Origin of the sequence: Pseudomonas sp. R32, from assembly GCF_009866705.1 — a bacterium.
Lineage (GTDB): Bacteria > Pseudomonadota > Gammaproteobacteria > Pseudomonadales > Pseudomonadaceae > Aquipseudomonas > Aquipseudomonas donghuensis.
Genome location: NZ_CP019396.1, coordinates 4,153,196 through 4,170,238, shown reverse-complemented (window position 1 = coordinate 4,170,238; position 17,043 = coordinate 4,153,196). Strand labels below are relative to the sequence as shown.

Here is a 17,043-nt window from a genome sequence, read left to right as displayed (position 1 = left end):
TAGAGGAGTGTGCGGGTGCCGGCCGTAATGGCGCGGATTGTAGAGAGCCGCGCGGTGCGCGGCAAACCGGATTCGCTGCGTTAAGCGCTGGCCAGCATGGCGCGCTCTTCTTCGCGCAGGGTCAGCACTTCAAAACCGTCGGCGGTGACGGCGATGGTGTGTTCCCATTGCGCCGACAGGCTGCGGTCGCGGGTGATCACCGTCCAGCCGTCCTTGAGGGTGCGCACGCCACGTCCGCCCTGGTTGATCATCGGCTCGATGGTGAACACCATGCCGGGCTTGAGCGGCAGGCCGCTGCCCGGGTGGCCGTAGTGCAACACTTCGGGCGCCTCGTGCATCTGCCGGCCGATGCCGTGGCCGCAGTACTCACGCACCACGTTGTAGCCAGCGGCTTCGGCGTGGCGCTGGATGGCGTGGCCGATATCGCCCAGGGTCGCGCCGGGGCGCACATGGCGAATGCCTTGCCAGAGCGCGGCATAGGTGGTGTCGACCAGTCGCCGGGCGGCGGCATCGATCTGTCCCAGGCAGTACATCTTCGATGAGTCGGCAATGTAGCCGCCTTGCTCCAGGGTGATGTCGACGTTGACGATGGAGCCCGCCTTGAGCACCTCGTCGGCGTGCGGCACGCCGTGGCACACCACGTGGTCGACCGAGGTGTTCAGCGAATAGGCAAAGCCGTACTGGCCCTTGCTCGCCGGTCGCGCCTTGAGCACATCGACGATGAACGCCTCGGCCCGGTCGTTGATCTGCAGGGTGCTGACCCCGGGGGCGATGAAATTGTCGAGGTGGGCGAACACCTGGCTCAGCAACTGGCCGGCAGTGCGCATCAGGGCCAGCTGTTCGGCGTTTTTCAGGACCACTTGGCTCATGGGGGAAGGTATTTCGTCTCTTTGAATGTACGCCAATGATACGGCCACGCCTGCTGGCTGTGCCATCCGATGGTGCAAGCGGGCCCAATGCGGTGCAGCCTGGCAGCCGCCGGTGAGTGCCCGAGCCCCGCACAGCAAGGCCTTGCCGATTCTGGCGCGGCCCTTGCTATAGCTTGAACATCCGGCAATCAACGCAGATTGCCCCGTTCACGACAAAGGCGCCGTGTTGCCCCCGCTTGTTGATTCAAGCCGGGGCAGCAGGGCGCCTTTTTGTTTGCGCAATCAGGAGGTAGGCCGATGAGCAGCACCAGCGTGCGCAGCGTGTGCCCGTATTGTGGCGTCGGTTGTGGCATCGTCATGACCGTGGAAGGCGGGCGGGTGACCAAGGTCAGTGGCGACAAACAGCACCCCAGCAACTTTGGCCGCCTGTGCACCAAGGGCCTGACCGCCCATCAACCGCTGCGCGAGTCCGGGCGCATGGAGCACGCCTACTTGCGTGACCAGCGTCAGCGCGACCCGGTGCAGCGCGGCATGCAGACCGCCATCGAACAGGCCGCGCAGCGCCTGCGGGCGATTATTGATGAGCATGGGCCCGACGCCCTGGGGTTCTATGTCTCCGGACAGATGTCGTTGGAGGCCCAGTACCTGATCAACAAACTGGCCAAGGGCTTTGTCCGCAGCCGGCATATCGAGTCCAACTCGCGCCTGTGCATGGCCAGTGCCAGCAGCGGCTACAAACTGTCGCTGGGCGCCGATGGGCCGCCGGGCAGTTACCAGGATTTTGATCGCGCCGAGGTGTTTTTCGTGATTGGCGCGAACATGGCCGATTGTCACCCGATCCTGTTCTTGCGCCTGCTCGACCGGCTCAAGGCCGGCGCGCGGCTGATCGTCGTCGACCCCAGGCACAGCGCCACCGCCGCCAAGGCCGACCTGTTCCTGCAGATCAAGCCAGGCACCGACCTGGCGCTGCTCAATGGCCTGCTTTATCTATTGCGGCAGAACGGCCAGTGCGACGCCGATTTCATCCAGCGCTACACCGAAGGCTGGGAGGCGATGCCGGCCTTTCTCGAGGACTACACACCTGAGCGGGTCGCCGCCATCACCGGGCTGCGCGAAGCCGATATCCGCCAAGCTGCAACGTGGATCGGCCAGGCCCCGGAGTGGATGAGTTGCTGGACCATGGGCCTGAACCAGAGCATCCATGGCACCTGGCAGACCAACGCCCTGTGCAACCTGCACCTGGCCACCGGCGCCATTTGCCGGCCGGGCAGCGGGCCGTTTTCGCTGACCGGCCAGCCCAATGCCATGGGTGGGCGCGAAATGGGTTACATGGGCCCCGGCCTGCCAGGGCAGCGTTCGGCGCTGGTCGCGGCAGATCGTGCCTTCGTCGAGCAGCTCTGGCAGATCCCAGCCGGCAGCCTGCGCAGCGAAGCCGGTGACGGCACGGTGGCGCTGTTCGAAAGCCTGGCGGCCGGGCAGATCAAGGCCTGTTGGATCATCTGCAGCAACCCGGTGGCCAGCGTCGCCAACCGCCAGCAGGTGATCGAAGGCTTGCAGGCGGCGCAGCTGGTGATCACCCAGGATGCCTTCCTCGACACCGAGACCAATCGCTACGCCGATATCCTCCTGCCCGCCGCCTTGTGGGCCGAGGGCGAGGGGGTGATGGTCAACTCCGAGCGCAACCTGACCCTGATGAACCAGGCCGTCGAGGCGCCGGGCGAGAGTTTGCCCGACTGGCAGATCATTGCCCGTATCGCCTGTGCCATGGGCTACGCCGAGGCGTTCAGCTACGCCAATGCCGAGGCGGTGTTCGACGAGCTGCGTCAGGCCTGGAACCCGGCCACCGGCTACGATGTGCGCGGCGTCAGCTATGCCGGCTTGCGTGAGGCAGCGCAGCAGTGGCCGTGTGAACCCGGACGCGAGGATGATCGCAGCCCGCTGCGCTATCGCAACGACGGTGTCAGCCAGGTCCTGCTGCGTGATGCGCAAGGCCAGGTGCCTGCCATTGCCTTCCCCACCCCCAGCGGCAAGGCACGCTTCTTTGCCCGGCCTTGCCTGCCCAGCGCCGAACGGCCAGACGCTGACTTTCCGCTGGTGCTCAACACCGGCCGGGTCCAGCACCAGTGGCACACCCTGACCAAGACCGGCAAGGTGGCGGCGTTGAACAAGCTCGACCCCGGGCCGTTCGTGGAGATTCATCCGGACGATGCCGAGCGCCTGGGCATCGCTGAAAAGGATCAGGTGCAGATCCGTTCACGCCGCGGGCAGGTGCTGCTGCCGGCACGGATCACCACCCGGGTACTGGCGGGCAACTGCTTTGCGCCGTTTCACTGGAACGACGTCTACGGCGACAACCTGGCGATCAATGCGCTGACCAGCGACGCGGTCGATCCGCTGTCGCTGCAACCGGCCTTCAAGTACTGCGCGGTGGCCCTGAGCCGGGTCGCTGGCGAACGTATCGAGGCCGTCCAGGTCGATCAGCAGCACGCCTCGGTACAGGACAAGCACCTGCTGCTCTGGGCCTCGCAAACCGGCAACGGTCAGGCCCTGGCCGAACAGTGCGCCGAGCGCTTGCGCCAGGTCGGCTTGCCGGTCCAGTTGCGCTGCATGGAAGACGTGGCTGTGGAGCAACTGGACAATCCCGCCAGCCTGCTGCTGATCGCCAGTACCTTTGGCGACGGTGACGCGCCGGACAGCGGCGCGGCGTTCTGGCGTGGCCTGCATGGTGAGCACTCCCAACGCTGCGCCGGTGTGCCCTATGCGGTGCTGGCCCTGGGGGATTCCAGCTATGAACAGTTCTGCGGGTTTGGTCGCAAGCTCGATCAGCGCCTGGCAGAACTGGGGGCTGAGCGCTTGCTGGACAGGGTCGATTGCGAGGGCGATCTCAATGAACCGGCCGGGCAATGGTTGCAGGCGCTGCTGGGCAAACTGGGCCACGGCGAGCTGCTGCTCGAAGCGCCAGTGGCAGCGCCGGCCGCAACCGGCTTCAGTAAAACCAGGCCGCTGGCAACGACCCTGGTCGGCAATCGCCTGCTCAATGGCCCCGGCGCGCTCAAGGAAACCCGCCAACTGGTATTCGACCTGGGCGACAGCGGTTTCACTTATCAGTCCGGTGACGCCCTGGGTGTATGGCCGCGCAACTGCCCGGCGTTGGTCGACGAACTGCTGACCGCCACCCGCTTCGATGGCAGCCGCTGCATCAGCCTCAAGGGCCAGGCCGACATGCCGTTGGCCGAGGCGCTGCTGGAGCACCTGGAGATCGCCCGCATCACGCCGCCATTGCTCGAGGCCTTCGCGGTTGGCAATGAGCAACTGCGCGAGTTGCTTGCACCGCACAACAAGGCTGCGCTCAAGGACTGGCTGTGGGGCAAACAGCTGATCGACCTGGTGCACGCGTGCAAACCCGAGCTGAGCCTGGATAGCTGGTTGGGCCTGCTCAAACCCTTGCAGCCGCGGCTGTACTCGATCAGCTCAAGCCAGAAGCTGCATCCGCATCAGGTGCACCTGACGGTATCCACCGTCCGTTACGGCCAGCGCAAGGGCGTGTGCTCGACCTACCTGGCCGACCGCAGCGAGCCCGGCCGGGTAGAAATCTTCAGCCAGCCGACCGCGCACTTTCGCCTGCCCAGTGACAGCTCGGCGCCGGTGATCATGGTTGGCCCCGGCACCGGTGTGGCGCCGTTCCGGGCGTTTCTTCAGGAGCGTCAGGCCGAGGGTGCCACAGGCCGCAACTGGCTGCTGTTCGGTGAGCAGCAAGCGGCCACGGACTTCTACTACCGCGACGAGCTGCTGGCCTGGCAGCGGGACGGCCACCTGAGCCGCCTGGACACCGCGTTCTCCCGCGACCAGGCGCAGAAGATCTACGTCCAGCAGCGCATGCTCGAACACGGCGCCGAACTCTGGCGCTGGCTGGAGGAGGGCGGGCACTTGTATGTCTGTGGTGACGCCGAGCGCATGGCCAGGGACGTCGATGCGGCGCTCAAGCAGGCGGTTCATCAGCACGGCGGCATGAGTGTGGAGCGGGCCGAGGCCTATGTCAGCGAACTGAGCCGCGCCAAGCGCTACCTGCGCGACGTCTACTGAGTGCCCCATAAGGGGGAGGGCTGCACCAGCCTGGGTCGATAACGGCCCGGACGGATAGCGTAGAACCCCCGGTTTCAAAGGCTTTGGCAGTTGGCACGCTACCTGCTTTTGCTTGCTTACAACGTCCTCGCGGGTCAATGGCGATTCGCAACCGGGACTACATAAAACGACCAGGCAAAGGCGCCTGGAGCTTCGGCTCCAGGCGCCTTTTTTGTTTTTCGGGGTTGGCCCCCAGCAGCAAAGCCACCGTGAATGGCCTTGAGTGAGGATCGGGTATGAATGGGTTTACCAGCATCGAAGCGCGGCAACAGCTGATCATCGTCGGCAACGGCATGGTCGGTCATCACTGCATCGAGCAACTGATCGAACGCGGTGCCCTGGGCCGCTTCCAGGTGCGGGTGTTCGGCGAAGAGCGCCAGCGCGCCTACGACCGTGTGCACCTGTCGGAGTACTTCAGTGGCAGTGATGCCGAGACCCTGGCGCTGGGCGAGGCGGGTTTGTACGCCGGGCACGGCATCCACCTGCACCTGGGTGAGCCGGTCCTGGAGATCGACCGCGAACGCTGCGAAGTGGTCACCCGCGCCGGGCGCTACCCTTATGATCAATTGGTCCTGGCCACCGGCTCCTATCCGTTCGTGCCGCCGATTGAAGGCTCGCACGGGGCGGCGCGCCTGGTCTATCGCACCCTCGATGATCTCGATGCCATCCGCGCCGCCGCCAGCAGTGCCCGCCGTGGCGTGGTGGTCGGCGGTGGCCTGCTCGGCCTTGAGGCGGCCAATGCCTTGAAGTCCCTGGGCCTGGAGGCCCACGTGGTGGAGTTCGCCCCGCGCTTGATGCCGGTGCAACTGGATGCCGAAGGCGGCGCGGCCTTGCGTGCGCAGATCGAAGCCCTGGGGGTTGGCGTGCACCTGTCGCGGGCGACCCAGGCCATCGTTGCCGGTGAAGACTATCGCTACCGGATGAACTTCGACGGCGGCGCGTTTCTTGAAACCGACCTGATCGTGTTCTCCGCCGGTATCCGCCCACAGGACGCCCTGGGTCGCAGCAGCGGCCTGGACATCGCGCCGCGCGGCGGGGTGGTGATCGACAGCGCGTGTCGCAGCAGCGACCCACGGATCTTCGCCATTGGCGAATGTGCCTCATGGAACGGCAGCGTATTCGGCCTGGTCGCGCCGGGCTACAGCATGGCGCGCAATGTCGCGGCGGCCCTGGCCGGTGAAGACGCTGGCAATTTTACCGGTGCCGACATGTCGACCAAGCTCAAACTGCTCGGCGTCGATGTCGGCTCCATCGGCGACGCTCACGGCGCCACGCCGGGCGCACGCAGCTATCGCTTTATCGACGAAGCCGCATCGGCCTATCGCCGGCTGGTGGTCGATGCCAGCGGCAAACAGGTGATCGGCGCGGTGCTGGTCGGCGACAACAGCTACTACGACACCTTGCTGCAATACGTGCAGAACGGCATTGCCCTGCCAGCCGACCCGGCCGGCCTGATCCTGCCGCAGTCGGCCGGCGCGCCGGCACTGGGCGTCGATGTCTTGCCCGCCAGCGCGACCCTCTGCTCCTGCCACAACGTCAGCAAGGGCGCGGTCTGCGCGGCTATCGACAACGGTTGCGGCGACCTCGGCGAGCTCAAGCAGCAGACCAAGGCCTGCACCGGTTGCGGTGGTTGTGCGGCGTTGCTCAAGCAGGTGTTCGAGCATGAACTGATCGCCCGTGGGGTCAGCGTCGACAAGAGCCTCTGCGAGCACTTCGCCTACACCCGCCAGGAGCTGTACGCGCTGGTGCGGGTCGAGGGCATCCTCAGTTTTGACGAGATGCTCGCCAGGCATGGTCGCGGCCATGTCGGCTGCGATATCTGCAAACCCACGATCGGCTCGATTCTCGCCTCGTGCTGGAACCAACCGATCATGGACCCGTCGCTGGTACCACTGCAGGACACCAACGACACCTTCATGGCCAACATGCAGAAGAACGGCACTTACTCGGTGGTGCCGCGGATTCCCGGCGGCGAGATCACCCCCGAGAAGTTGATCGTCATCGGCGAAGTGGCGAAAAAATACGACCTCTACACCAAGATCACCGGCGGCCAGCGCATCGACCTGTTCGGCGCCCAGCTGCATGAATTGCCAGAAATCTGGGCCGAACTGATTGCCGCAGGCTTCGAGACCGGCCACGCCTACGGCAAGTCGACGCGCACAGTGAAGTCCTGCGTGGGCAGTACCTGGTGCCGCTACGGCGTACAGGACAGCGTACAGATGGCCCTGACCCTGGAAGACCGCTACAAGGGCCTGCGTTCGCCGCACAAGCTCAAGTTCGCGGTGTCCGGCTGCACCCGCGAATGTGCCGAGGCACAGAGCAAGGACATCGGCGTGATCGCTACCGAGAAAGGCTGGAACCTGTACATCTGCGGCAACGGCGGCATGCGCCCGCGGCATGCCGAACTGTTCGCCACCGACCTGGACGACGCCAGCCTGATCCGCATCATCGACCGCGTGCTGATGTTCTACATCCGTACCGCCGACAAGCTGCAGCGCACCTCGGTGTGGCGCGAAAGCCTGGAGGGCGGCCTGGACTACCTCAAGCAGGTGATCCTCGACGACAGCCTGGGCCTGGGCGCAGAACTGGAAGCGCAGATGCAGCTGGTGGTCGACCGCTACGAGTGCGAGTGGGCCAATGCCCTCAAAGACCCGGAGAAACTCAAGCGCTTCCGTACCTTCGTCAACGACCAGCGCCCGGACCCGGGGGTGCACTTTGTCCGCGAGCGCGGCCAGCGCCGGCCCATTGGCGCTGGCGAACTTCACTTGATCCCGACCACCGAGGAGGTGCTTTGATGAGCCAGTCCAACGCTGCGATAACTGTTCAGGCGCAACACTGGCAGGCGGTCTGCAGCCGTGCCGACCTGATCGCCCAGTCCGGGGTGGTGGTGTGGTTCGACGGCCGCCAGGTGGCGCTGTTCTACCTGCCCGGGCATGCCACGCCACTGTTTGCCGTGGACAACCACGACCCCAAGTCAGGGGCCAATGTGATCGGCCGCGGGCTGGTGGGGGAGCTCAAGGGCGAGTTGGTGGTGGCGGCACCGTTGTACAAGCAGCATTTCTGCTTGCGTGACGGGCGTTGCCTGGAGGATCCGCAGCAGGCCTTGCAGGTGTGGCCGGTGCGCATCAGTGGTGAGCAGATAGAGTTGGGGCGCTGCTGATGGCCTCATCGCTGGCAAGCCAGCCCCCACAGTGTCTGGGGTATGCAGTACCTGTGGGAGCCGGTCTTGCCGGCGATCGACCGCAAAGCGGTCGCAGTCTTGCCGGAGCCCCGATAAACTCCCGGGATGAACCTCGACACCCGGATCAAATTCCGCCACTTGCTGTGCTTTCTCGAAATCGCCCGCCAGGGCAGTTTCGCCAAGGCTGCCGACGCCATGGCGATCAGTCAGCCGGCTATCTCCAAGACCCTCAAGGAGCTTGAAGAGCTGCTTGAGACGCGGCTGTTCGAGCGCAGCAAGCAGGGCGTCGAGCTGACCCCGGCCGGGGTGCGTTTCATGCGCTACGCCGGCCCCAGCGTGCAGGCCCTGCGCGAAGGGGTGAGCACCCTGCGCGGTGAAGAGCACGCACCGCCCCAGGTGCGTGTCGGCGTGTTGTCGACGGTTGAAAGCCTGCTGATGCCCGAGGTGCTGTGCCGCCTGCACCAGCGCCATGAGGCCCTGGTGGTCAGCGTTGCCACTGGCCCCAGTGCGCACCTGCTGGGGCAATTGCATGTGGGCGAACTGGACCTGGTGATCGGGCGCATGACCGACAGCCCGCAGATTCAGGGGCTGATGTTCGAGCACCTGTACAGCGAGTCGATGTCGCTGGTGGTGCGCCCAGGTCACCCTTTGCTCGGCCGCCAGCCGATCGAGCGCAGCCAGGTCGGGCACTACCCGCTGGTGCTGCCGCTGGCCGGCACGACCATCCGCAAGCATGCCGACAGCCTGTTCGTGCAGTGCGCCATCGAGCAACCGGCGCAACGCCTGGAAACCCTGTCGCCGGCCCTCAGCCGACGTTATGTGCAAGGCAGCGATGCGGTCTGGGTCGCCCCCCGGGATGCGGTGCGCGTTGACCTCAGCCGCGGTGAACTGTGCGAGCTGGACCTGGGCGTCAGTGAACCGGGCGGCTCAGTCGGCATCTGCAGCAACGCCGCCTTGCCCCTGGCGTTGCCTGCGCAATGGTTATGCGAGGTTTTGCGCGAGGTGGCGGCGCAGTACCGCGACGGCCACTACCCTTGAGCGCCCGCTGAGAGCAGGGCGTTGATCTCTTGCAGGCCGGCGTCGCCGAGGCTGCCGCTGGCGGCCAGCAACCTGAGCTGGGCCAGCACGATCGCATAACGCTGCTCGGCCAGTTGCTGTTCGGTCTGGGTCACCTGTTGTTCGGCGTCCAGCACATCGGAACTGATCCGCGCGCCGGCCTCGAAGGCGCGGGTGGTCGAGGTCAGGTTGGTCTGGCTGGAACGCAGCGCCTGCTGCAGCGCCGCGTACTGGCTGATGCCGCTGGTCAGGGTCAGGTAGGCCTGGCGCGCCATCAGGCCGGCCTCGCGGCGGGCGTCCTCGACTTCATCCAGGGCCACACCGTGCAGGGCGCGGGCTTCGCGGGTGCGGCTGGTGGTGCCGCCACCGGCGTACAACGGCAGGCTGACCTGCACACCGACCACGGTCTGGGTGTACTTTTCTTCCGGCAGGGTGACGTCGTAGAGGCTGCCGCCCACCGAGGCGAAGCGGCCGTGAGCGGCCACCAGGTCGACCGTGGGCAAATGCCCGGCTTGCTGCTTGTCGATTTCCTTTTCTGCCACCAGGCGCTTGATCTGCGCCGCCTGGACCTTGAGGTTGTGCTGTTGCGCCTGCTCGGCCCAAGTGCCGATCAGCGCTGGCTGCGGCCCCTGGAAGCGCACCTGCGGGTCGAGCCGCGCCAGGGCCGCGGGCACACTGCCGGTCAACTGCGCCAGGGTTTCCTGGTGCAATTGCACGGCGTTGTGCGCGGCCATCTGCCGGGCATAGGCCAGGTCGTAGCGGGCCTGGATGCGCTGCACTTCGCTTTCGGTGCCGGAGCCGGCCTGGTAGAAGCGTTCAGCCTTGCTGCGCTGCTCCTGCAGGGTGCGCACCTGCTGGCGGCTGGTGCTGAGCAGGTCTTCGGCCAGCAGCAGGTCAAAGTAGGCGTCGGCGACTCGCAGCATCAGGTCCTGGCGGGCGGCCTGCAGGTTGATTTCCCCGGCCAGCACCAGGGCCTTGCTCTGGTCATGGCCGATCACGTTCTGCCAGCGCAGCAGCGGCTGGATCAGCACCAGTGCGTAGGCATTGGAGTTGTCGCGGTTGCGTGTGGACGCGCCGCTGTCGTCGCGGTCGACCCAGGCGGCGCCCCCTTCAAGTGACAGGTTGGGCAGCAGCAGGGCGCGGCCCTGGGGTTCTTTCTCGTTGCTGGCACGTTGTTGTTCGATGGCCGCGGCGTATTTCATGTCATGGGCCAGGGCTTTTTGATAGAGCTGGTAGAGGTCATCAGCCCGGGCCTGCTGGCTGCTGGCGAGCAGTAGCAGGGCGATCAGGCTTGCGCGGATTCGCGAGAGTTGTTCGAGCACGGCAAGGCTTCCTGTTCGGATTGAGCGATTCGTTTGGGGTTGCGCATCAGCAGGACCATCGGCACACCGATCAGCATTACTGCGCCAAGCAGGCCGAAGAGCATGCTGAAGCCGAGCATCTGTGCCTGTTCACGGGTATTGACCAGGGCCAGCAGGGCTTGCGCCTGGGCCGGATCGCTGGTGCCCAGCGAAAGCACGCGCGGGTCGTAGCGGGCAACATCCCAGCCGCTGGCGATGATGCTCGACTCGGTGACGTGCTCGGATAATTGCCGGTAGCGCGCCCAGGAAAAGCGCGTCAGCAAGGTCGCGGCGATGGCGATGCCGACGCTGCCACCGAGCTGGCGCATGAGGTTGAGCACCCCCGAACCGACCGAGATCAGCTGTGCAGGCAGTTGGCGCATGGCCAGGTTGGTGAGCGGAACGAAAATCATGCCCAGGCCAAGCCCGCGGATGATCAGCGGCCAGTACAGGGTGTCGGGGCTGCTTTGCAGGGTGAACTGGGTGTGCAGGTACATCGCATAGCCGTAGATGAGGATGCCGACGCTGACGAACAACCGTTCATCGATCTTGTTTTCCTGGGACAGCTTGCCGATCACCAGGGTGCTCACGGCGCTGGCCAGGGCCCCGGGAAAGATCACCATGCCGCTCTGGTAGGCGCTCTGGTCCAGCAGCGTCTGCAGCAGTAACGGCACCATGAACAGCGTGCTGTACAGGCCGAAGCCGACACAAAAGGCACAGACCGAGCCCATGAGGAACTCGCGGTTGCGAAACAGCGCCATATTGACGATCGGCGTGGCCACGCGCTGCTCCCACCAGAAAAACGCCAGCAGGCCGAAGCTGCCCAGCAGCAGGCAGGCGATGGTCAGGTCCGATTCCAGCCAGTCCCAGTGTTCGCCGCGCTCGAGCATGATCTGCAGGCTGCCGACGCCCAGGGCGAGCAGGGCGAAGCCGATGTAGTCGATGCTTTGCGGGCGTTTCTCGTTGATTGAGTCATGCACGCAGAGCCACGACAGAAGGATCGCCACAGCACCGATCGGCAGGTTGATCAGAAAGATCCAGTGCCAGGAGAATTCATCGATCAGGTAACCGCCCACCGAGGGCCCCAGGGTCGGTCCCATCATTACCCCGACCCCGTACAGGGCCAGGCCAGTGCTGACCTTTTCCTTGGGGAACACGTCGTAGATGATTGCCTGGGAGATACCCAGCAAGCCACCGCCAGCCAGGCCCTGGATAATCCGGAAGGCCACCAGTTGCCAGAGCTCGGTGGACATCGCGCAGCCCAGCGAGGCCAGTACGAACAGGGTCGAGGAAACCAGGTAGTAGTTGCGCCGGCCGAACCAGGCCGACAGCCAGCCACTGGCCGGGAGGATTACTACGTTGGCGACGATGTAACCGGTCGAGACCCAGGAGATTTCATCCACCGAGGCGCCGAAGCTGCCCATCAAGCTGGGAATGGCAACGTTGACGATGGTGACATCGAGCAGCTCCATCATCGAGATCAGGGTGACCGTGAAGGCCACCAGCCAGGGCGATTTCATAGGGTCTGCTCGGCGTCCCGGATGTTCACCTCAACGAACACGCTCATGCCCTGGCTCAACGCATTGCGGTATCGCTCGGGCACCTGGTCGAGTTCGATGCGCGCCTGGATGCGTTGCACTACCTTGGTGAAGTTGCCGGTGGCGTTTTCCTGGGGCAGCAGTGAGAAGCGCGCACCAGTGGCCGGCACCAGGCTTTGTACGACGCCTTCGAAGCGTTCACCGGGGAAGGCATCGACGCTGATCCGGGCCTTCTGTCCGACCCGCACGCGGCCGATGTGGGTTTCCTTGAAATTGGCGATTACCCACAGGTGCTCGGTACTGACCAGGCTCAAGAGCTTTTGCCCGGCGACCACGAATTGCCCGGGCTCGACTTCCTTTTTTGCGATGATGCCGGCCTGGGGCGAGGTCTGGCGGGTGTCCTGCAGCTGGATCCGAGCCAGTTCAAGTTCCGCTTCGGCAGCACCGATGCGGTATTCCTCGACTTTCAGTGCCGCCTTGTTGGCCAGGGTGCCTTCGACGGCGGCGCGGGAGTTACTGCGGGCTGCCTGTAGCTCGTGGTTCAGGGCATTGAAGCGCGCCTGGGCGGCTTCCAGGTCCTGGGTGCTGACTACGCCCTGGCTGGCCAGGCGCCGGGTACGCTGGTAGTCGCTGCGGGCTTGCTCGAGGTTGGCACCGAGCTGGGCGATGGCGGCTTCGGCGGCAAGGCTGCGGGCCGCGGCGCTGCGCACCTGGCTGTCCATTAGGCCGGGCATGCCACCCTGGCCGGCGGCGACCATCAGGCCGAGGTAGTTGGCCTGGGCTTGCTCGACCCGCCGGCGGTACTCGTCCTCGCGTACCTGGTAGAGCAGTTCGCCCTGTTCGACCCGGGCGTTTTCGCGGATCGGAACCTCGACCACGGTTCCGGAGAGTTTGGCACGGATCGGGATGATGACCCCCTCCACCTCGGCATTGTCGGTACTGACGTATTCCCGGGCGTATTGCCAGCGCTGCCAGCCAAGAAACAGCAGGCCACCGATTACCAGTGCACATACCGCCAATTTGCCGTATTTGCTTTTCACCATGTCATACGCTCTTCGTCTGGATTTTTATCGCGCAGGAAGGGCTGTGCACCGGGCCGTAGCCCGGCACGCAGGTGCTGCCCTCAGCCCAGTTCGGCCTGGTACTGGTGTTGTAATTCGGGTGTCGGCAGGCGCTCGGCCAACAGGTGCTGCACGCCGTCCCACAGGCCGATGCGGGCATTGATGGCGCTGCGCGCGCTGTTGACCAACTGGGTTTGCTGGGCCGGTTCGGTGATGATGGCGGCGATGATGCGTTTGGCCGCCGGGCCGTGGTCGTCGCCGTCCATCTCGATGTGGCGTTTGAGGTAGTAGGTCAGCATCGGCACGCTATCCTCGCTGACCGACCAGTTCTCCAGCAGGCGCCCGAACATGTCCGGGATGATGTCTTCGCGACCGAAGAAGAAATACGCCAGGGCTTGCTCCGTGGTGCCGTACAGGGCGACGTCGAGGGTCTGGCTGACGAAGATCTTGGCCGGCAGCGGAATGTCCGGGGCCGCCAGGGCCTGGCCAAGCGGGGCGCCGTTACCGAGCTGGGTGAGGAAGTTGCGAAACGGCGCGGTGTTGGCACCAATTTCTTCCATGGCGTTGACATACAGCTCCATGTGGCTGATGAAGCCGCCACCTGGACGCTCGTCGGTTTCCTCGCCGATGACTATCTCGTTGATCAGGCGGGCGGCGGTGATGTGCTTGGGCGCCAGCCACGGCAGCTCGACGCAGGTCAGGTCACGCTGGATGCGTTTGAGCAGGGTCATGAAGTCCCACACCGCAAAGACGTGGACCTCCATCAGCAAGCGCACGTCATCCAGGGTGGCGATATTGGCGAACAGCGGGTGCTCCAGCAGGGTGCGGCGTTCGTCCTGGATATATTGATCGATCTCGAAAGACATACTCGGCTCCATGAGTGTCATTGTTGGAAGTGTCAGCGGGCGGGTCCGCTGCCCTCGAGCGAAGCGGGTGCCCGCTCGGGTGTTGCCTGCACCTCCCCGCTGTAGGGGAACTGGCTGGAGCAGTACCTGAACGAGCCGATGAAGCTGGGCTCGAGCAAGGCCTGCCGGTCCTGGTACCAGCCACTGGCGAGCAAGCGCCGATGGACCTGGGGGAGCCGCCAGCACGGCACCCGAGGGTACAGATGGTGTTCCAGGTGATAGTTCGAGCCCGCGTGTAGCAGGCTGCACAGCAGCGAAGTGCGCGAACGGGCGATCGGCGTTTCGACGTCGCTGGCGAAGGCATGCTCCTGGTAGGCATTGACGCCGGAAATCAGCAGGGCCAGCAGCAGGCACACCACGAGCGCCGGCAGCAACACTGGCCAGTGGCTGGCCAGGCCAGCCCAGAGGACGATCCAGCCGGCCTGGCACAGCAGGTTGACCCGTGCCAGCAGGCGGATCTGCTGCGCCGGCAATGGCAAGCGGCCCTCGACCCTGGCCCCGGGCAGCGCCAGTTGCACGGTCTGCAGCAAGTAGCGAGCGGTGGCCTGCAAGCGCGAGACAATCATCCGCATCAACGGATGCCGATAGCGGCGAAACAGTCGCCAGTCCGGGTCTTGCGGGCCGTTGCTGTGGCGGTGGTGCTGCCAGTGGTCGACGAAGTAGCCGGTGACACAGAACCCTGTAAGTATCGAACTGCACAGCACGCCTAGCAGGCAACTGAGCAGGCGCTTGTCGCTGAAGTTGAAGTGAAACCCCTCGTGGCCGAGGATGCCCTGCAGGAACATCCCGTACGCCGCCGGTATCAGCAGCGGCAGGGCGCCCAGGGCCCACGCCGGGCCATGTCCTGCAAGGCCCACATAGGCCAGCAGGGGCACGGCGAACAGCAGCAGGGCATAGCCGATGACCAGGGCCGACTCCAGCGCGGACGTCGCGAACAGGCGCCGTTCGAGCTTGAGTTCAGGCTTGTGAAATGCCGGCCGGTGCATGCCTGGCTCCTTACTCGATCAGCTCGGGTTTGAGCGTCAGTTGTCCAGCCTTGGTCAGCGTGCGCAGGCGCAAGGCGATGAAGGCGTCGACCAGGCTCGGCATGCAGCGCGCACTGTACATGGCCACGGTGCCGAGGAAGGTCAGGCCGCGATTGCGCAAACCGCGCTTGAGGCAGGCACGAACCAGGCCGTCGCTGGCAGCGCCGATTTTTTCTTCAAGCGACAGCAGGGTCTTGTCGCCCAGCTTGAAGCTCACCAGGCGCTTGACCGACAGCCCCACCCGCTGGGCGGGCTGGTGGATGGCGGTATCGATGAAACCGGGGTAGACGGTGACCACATCCAGCTCCCCGGGGTACTGCATGCGCAGCACGTCTGAGTAGGCGCTCATGGCCCGCTTGCTGGCGGCATAGGCGGCAACATAGGGGGCGTTGACCAAGGCGAACAGTGACGACACGTTCACCACCTTGCCGCGGCTGCGCAGCAACCCCGGGAGGAAGGCGGCGGTGAGTTGCCAGGGGGCGAGCAGGTTGATTTCCATGGCCCGGCGCACTTCATCGGTAACCCCGGTCTCGCCGCGTTCGAGGGTCAGGGTGCCGGCATTGTTGACCAGGATATCCAGGTCGCCGAATCGTTCCTGGATTGAGTGCACGGCCTCGGCCAGGGCTTGCTGGTCGCACAGGTCGAGCAGGTAGAAGGCATCCAAGTGCAGGCTGGCGTCGCTTTCCAGGCGGTCGATACCGATCACCGTCGCGCCCAGGCGCTTGAGCTTGTGGGCGGTCTCCAGGCCCAGCCCACGGGCGACACCGGTGATCACCACGGTCTTGTTCATCAGGTTCACGCTGCAACTCCTTTGGCAATGCTGAATGAGGCGTCCTGCAGGTAGGCGTCGAGATTCTTGCTCATCGCTATCTTGGCTGGCGGATGGAACTGCAGCCCGCGGCAACTGAGCATCCACTGCGAGCTGTCGGTGGAGCGGATGAAGTCCAGGCCGCCGAGCATCTGGTGAGCCTGGTCCGAAGTACTGGCCAGCAGTTGCTCTATGCCGTAGCGCACCAGCAGCAGGCGGGCCAGGACCGCCGAGAGGTCGTCGGGGTGGCGCTGGATATCAAGTGCTGCGCCTTCCAGTGCGCTCAGGCACAGTTGCATCTGCGCGGCCAGTTCGACCCGGTGGTGTTCGCTCCAGCGCTGCTGCGCCACCACCGCTTCCACCAGGCCCAGGCAGGCGCCGAGGTAAGAGGCGCTGATCAACAGCTCGAACCAGATGAAACCGATAGTCTGGACTTCGCCCAGCTGGGTCTTGAGGCCGGCGGAAAACACCATCTTGTTGTCGACCAGCACCCGGTCCAGGCGCACCTCGACGCTTTCGGCTGCCGCCAGGGCGCTGTTTTGCCAGAACGGCTGGTGGCTGATGCCCGGCGCGCTGGCCGGGATAAGCGCGACCATCAGTTCTTCGCCCGCCGGGCTGATGCGGCTGTAACTGGCGGTCAGCAAGTCCATGGACTTGCCCAGGCTGCAGGGTTTCTTGCTGCCGCTGAGGATTACGCCGGAGGGGGTTTGTTCAGCCTGCATGCCGGCGTCGAGAATGCCACCGCCGGGTACGCCCTCGGCAAAACCCGAGGCCAGCAGCAAGCGCTGGCGGGCAATGGCTGAGAGCAACAGGCCTTCGGCGCCCGCGCCGTTCTGGCCGATGGCGACCAGGCTTGCCACCGAGAACTGGTGCATGGTGCTGGCCACCGCCAGTGACGGCGAGCGTGCGCCCAGGGCGAGTTGTACATGCACGGCCTGGAAGGCGTCGGCGCCCAGTCCACCAGCTTCCTGGTTGATCAGCAGGCCCACCGGACCGTGATGCTTGAACCAGCCAACCACCGGGCTGTCGGCTGCTTCCCGTGCGGCGAAGGGGATTTCGCCAAGCAGGGCATCAAAGCCTGGGGCAAAGTGCTCGAGAATGGCCCGCGAGCGTTGCAGTAAAGCCAGGGTCATGGTCA

General features: G+C 65.1%; 12 protein-coding genes. 4 read left to right on the top strand and 8 right to left on the bottom strand.

Translation table 11 applies throughout. The annotated features are described in order from the left end of the window. Window positions 1-80: 80 nt before the first annotated feature. Window positions 81-869, bottom strand: coding sequence for a type I methionyl aminopeptidase (gene map / locus PspR32_RS19280; RefSeq protein ID WP_010224243.1), 789 nt, complete (start codon window positions 867-869; stop codon window positions 81-83). Window positions 870-1,166: 297 nt separating this feature from the next. Here map and PspR32_RS19275 point away from each other — a divergent pair, with 297 nt between their 5' ends. From PspR32_RS19275 to pcaQ, 4 genes are all read left to right on the top strand, one after another. Further along, entirely contained in the window at window positions 1,167-4,952 is a 3,786-nt protein-coding gene (locus PspR32_RS19275) for a bifunctional nitrate reductase/sulfite reductase flavoprotein subunit alpha (protein ID WP_159389033.1), read from the top strand. A 275-nt stretch (window positions 4,953-5,227) separates the two neighbouring features. Next, window positions 5,228-7,786: a nitrite reductase large subunit NirB gene (gene nirB, locus PspR32_RS19270; RefSeq protein WP_159389032.1), complete on the top strand. Its 2,559-nt coding sequence runs from the start codon at window positions 5,228-5,230 to the stop codon at window positions 7,784-7,786. Further along, entirely contained in the window at window positions 7,786-8,151 is a 366-nt protein-coding gene (gene nirD / locus PspR32_RS19265; RefSeq protein WP_159389031.1) for a nitrite reductase small subunit NirD, read from the top strand. The genes nirB and nirD overlap by 1 nt, the downstream gene beginning before the upstream one ends. A gap of 126 nt (window positions 8,152-8,277) precedes the next feature. Further along, complete coding sequence (gene pcaQ, locus PspR32_RS19260) at window positions 8,278-9,210, top strand: pca operon transcription factor PcaQ (protein WP_010224234.1); 933 nt, start codon at window positions 8,278-8,280, stop codon at window positions 9,208-9,210. Here pcaQ and PspR32_RS19255 read toward each other — a convergent pair. The 7 genes from PspR32_RS19255 to PspR32_RS19225 all read right to left on the bottom strand — a co-directional run bounded on the left by PspR32_RS19255 (window position 9,201) and on the right by PspR32_RS19225 (window position 17,038). Continuing rightward, window positions 9,201-10,550, bottom strand: a complete 1,350-nt coding sequence (locus PspR32_RS19255) for a TolC family outer membrane protein (protein WP_010224232.1) — start codon at window positions 10,548-10,550, stop codon at window positions 9,201-9,203. The two genes, pcaQ and PspR32_RS19255, sit on opposite strands and share 10 nt — an antisense overlap. Beyond that, on the bottom strand, window positions 10,514-12,088 hold the full coding sequence (locus tag PspR32_RS19250; protein WP_010224230.1) for a DHA2 family efflux MFS transporter permease subunit: 1,575 nt from the start codon (window positions 12,086-12,088) through the stop codon (window positions 10,514-10,516). The genes PspR32_RS19255 and PspR32_RS19250 overlap by 37 nt, the downstream gene beginning before the upstream one ends. Then, entirely contained in the window at window positions 12,085-13,149 is a 1,065-nt protein-coding gene (locus tag PspR32_RS19245; RefSeq protein ID WP_010224228.1) for an HlyD family secretion protein, read from the bottom strand. The genes PspR32_RS19250 and PspR32_RS19245 overlap by 4 nt, the downstream gene beginning before the upstream one ends. 80 nt (window positions 13,150-13,229) lie before the next feature. Further along, window positions 13,230-14,033 (bottom strand): DUF3050 domain-containing protein, encoded by an 804-nt coding sequence (locus PspR32_RS19240; RefSeq protein WP_010224226.1) that lies wholly within the window; start codon window positions 14,031-14,033, stop codon window positions 13,230-13,232. Window positions 14,034-14,065: 32 nt separating this feature from the next. Beyond that, complete coding sequence (locus PspR32_RS19235; RefSeq protein WP_010224225.1) at window positions 14,066-15,058, bottom strand: fatty acid desaturase family protein; 993 nt, start codon at window positions 15,056-15,058, stop codon at window positions 14,066-14,068. A gap of 10 nt (window positions 15,059-15,068) precedes the next feature. Next, window positions 15,069-15,887, bottom strand: coding sequence for an SDR family NAD(P)-dependent oxidoreductase (locus PspR32_RS19230; protein ID WP_223253828.1), 819 nt, complete (start codon window positions 15,885-15,887; stop codon window positions 15,069-15,071). Between the two features lie 5 nt (window positions 15,888-15,892). Further along, window positions 15,893-17,038 (bottom strand): acyl-CoA dehydrogenase, encoded by a 1,146-nt coding sequence (locus PspR32_RS19225; protein ID WP_159389030.1) that lies wholly within the window; start codon window positions 17,036-17,038, stop codon window positions 15,893-15,895. Window positions 17,039-17,043 lie beyond the last annotated feature (5 nt).

What these genes read in the sequence shown, in the direction of transcription:
- map (WP_010224243.1), bottom strand. Translation starts at nt 869, where the DNA reads ATGAGCCAAGTGGTCCTGAAAAACGCCGAACAGCTGGCCCTGATGCGC.
- PspR32_RS19275 (WP_159389033.1), top strand. Translation starts at nt 1,167, where the DNA reads ATGAGCAGCACCAGCGTGCGCAGCGTGTGCCCGTATTGTGGCGTCGGT.
- nirB (WP_159389032.1), top strand. Translation starts at nt 5,228, where the DNA reads ATGAATGGGTTTACCAGCATCGAAGCGCGGCAACAGCTGATCATCGTC.
- nirD (WP_159389031.1), top strand. Translation starts at nt 7,786, where the DNA reads ATGAGCCAGTCCAACGCTGCGATAACTGTTCAGGCGCAACACTGGCAG.
- pcaQ (WP_010224234.1), top strand. Translation starts at nt 8,278, where the DNA reads ATGAACCTCGACACCCGGATCAAATTCCGCCACTTGCTGTGCTTTCTC.
- PspR32_RS19250 (WP_010224230.1), bottom strand. Translation starts at nt 12,088, where the DNA reads ATGAAATCGCCCTGGCTGGTGGCCTTCACGGTCACCCTGATCTCGATG.
- PspR32_RS19245 (WP_010224228.1), bottom strand. Translation starts at nt 13,149, where the DNA reads ATGGTGAAAAGCAAATACGGCAAATTGGCGGTATGTGCACTGGTAATC.
- PspR32_RS19240 (WP_010224226.1), bottom strand. Translation starts at nt 14,033, where the DNA reads ATGTCTTTCGAGATCGATCAATATATCCAGGACGAACGCCGCACCCTG.
- PspR32_RS19235 (WP_010224225.1), bottom strand. Translation starts at nt 15,058, where the DNA reads ATGCACCGGCCGGCATTTCACAAGCCTGAACTCAAGCTCGAACGGCGC.
- PspR32_RS19230 (WP_223253828.1), bottom strand. Translation starts at nt 15,887, where the DNA reads ATGAACAAGACCGTGGTGATCACCGGTGTCGCCCGTGGGCTGGGCCTG.
- PspR32_RS19225 (WP_159389030.1), bottom strand. Translation starts at nt 17,038, where the DNA reads ATGACCCTGGCTTTACTGCAACGCTCGCGGGCCATTCTCGAGCACTTT.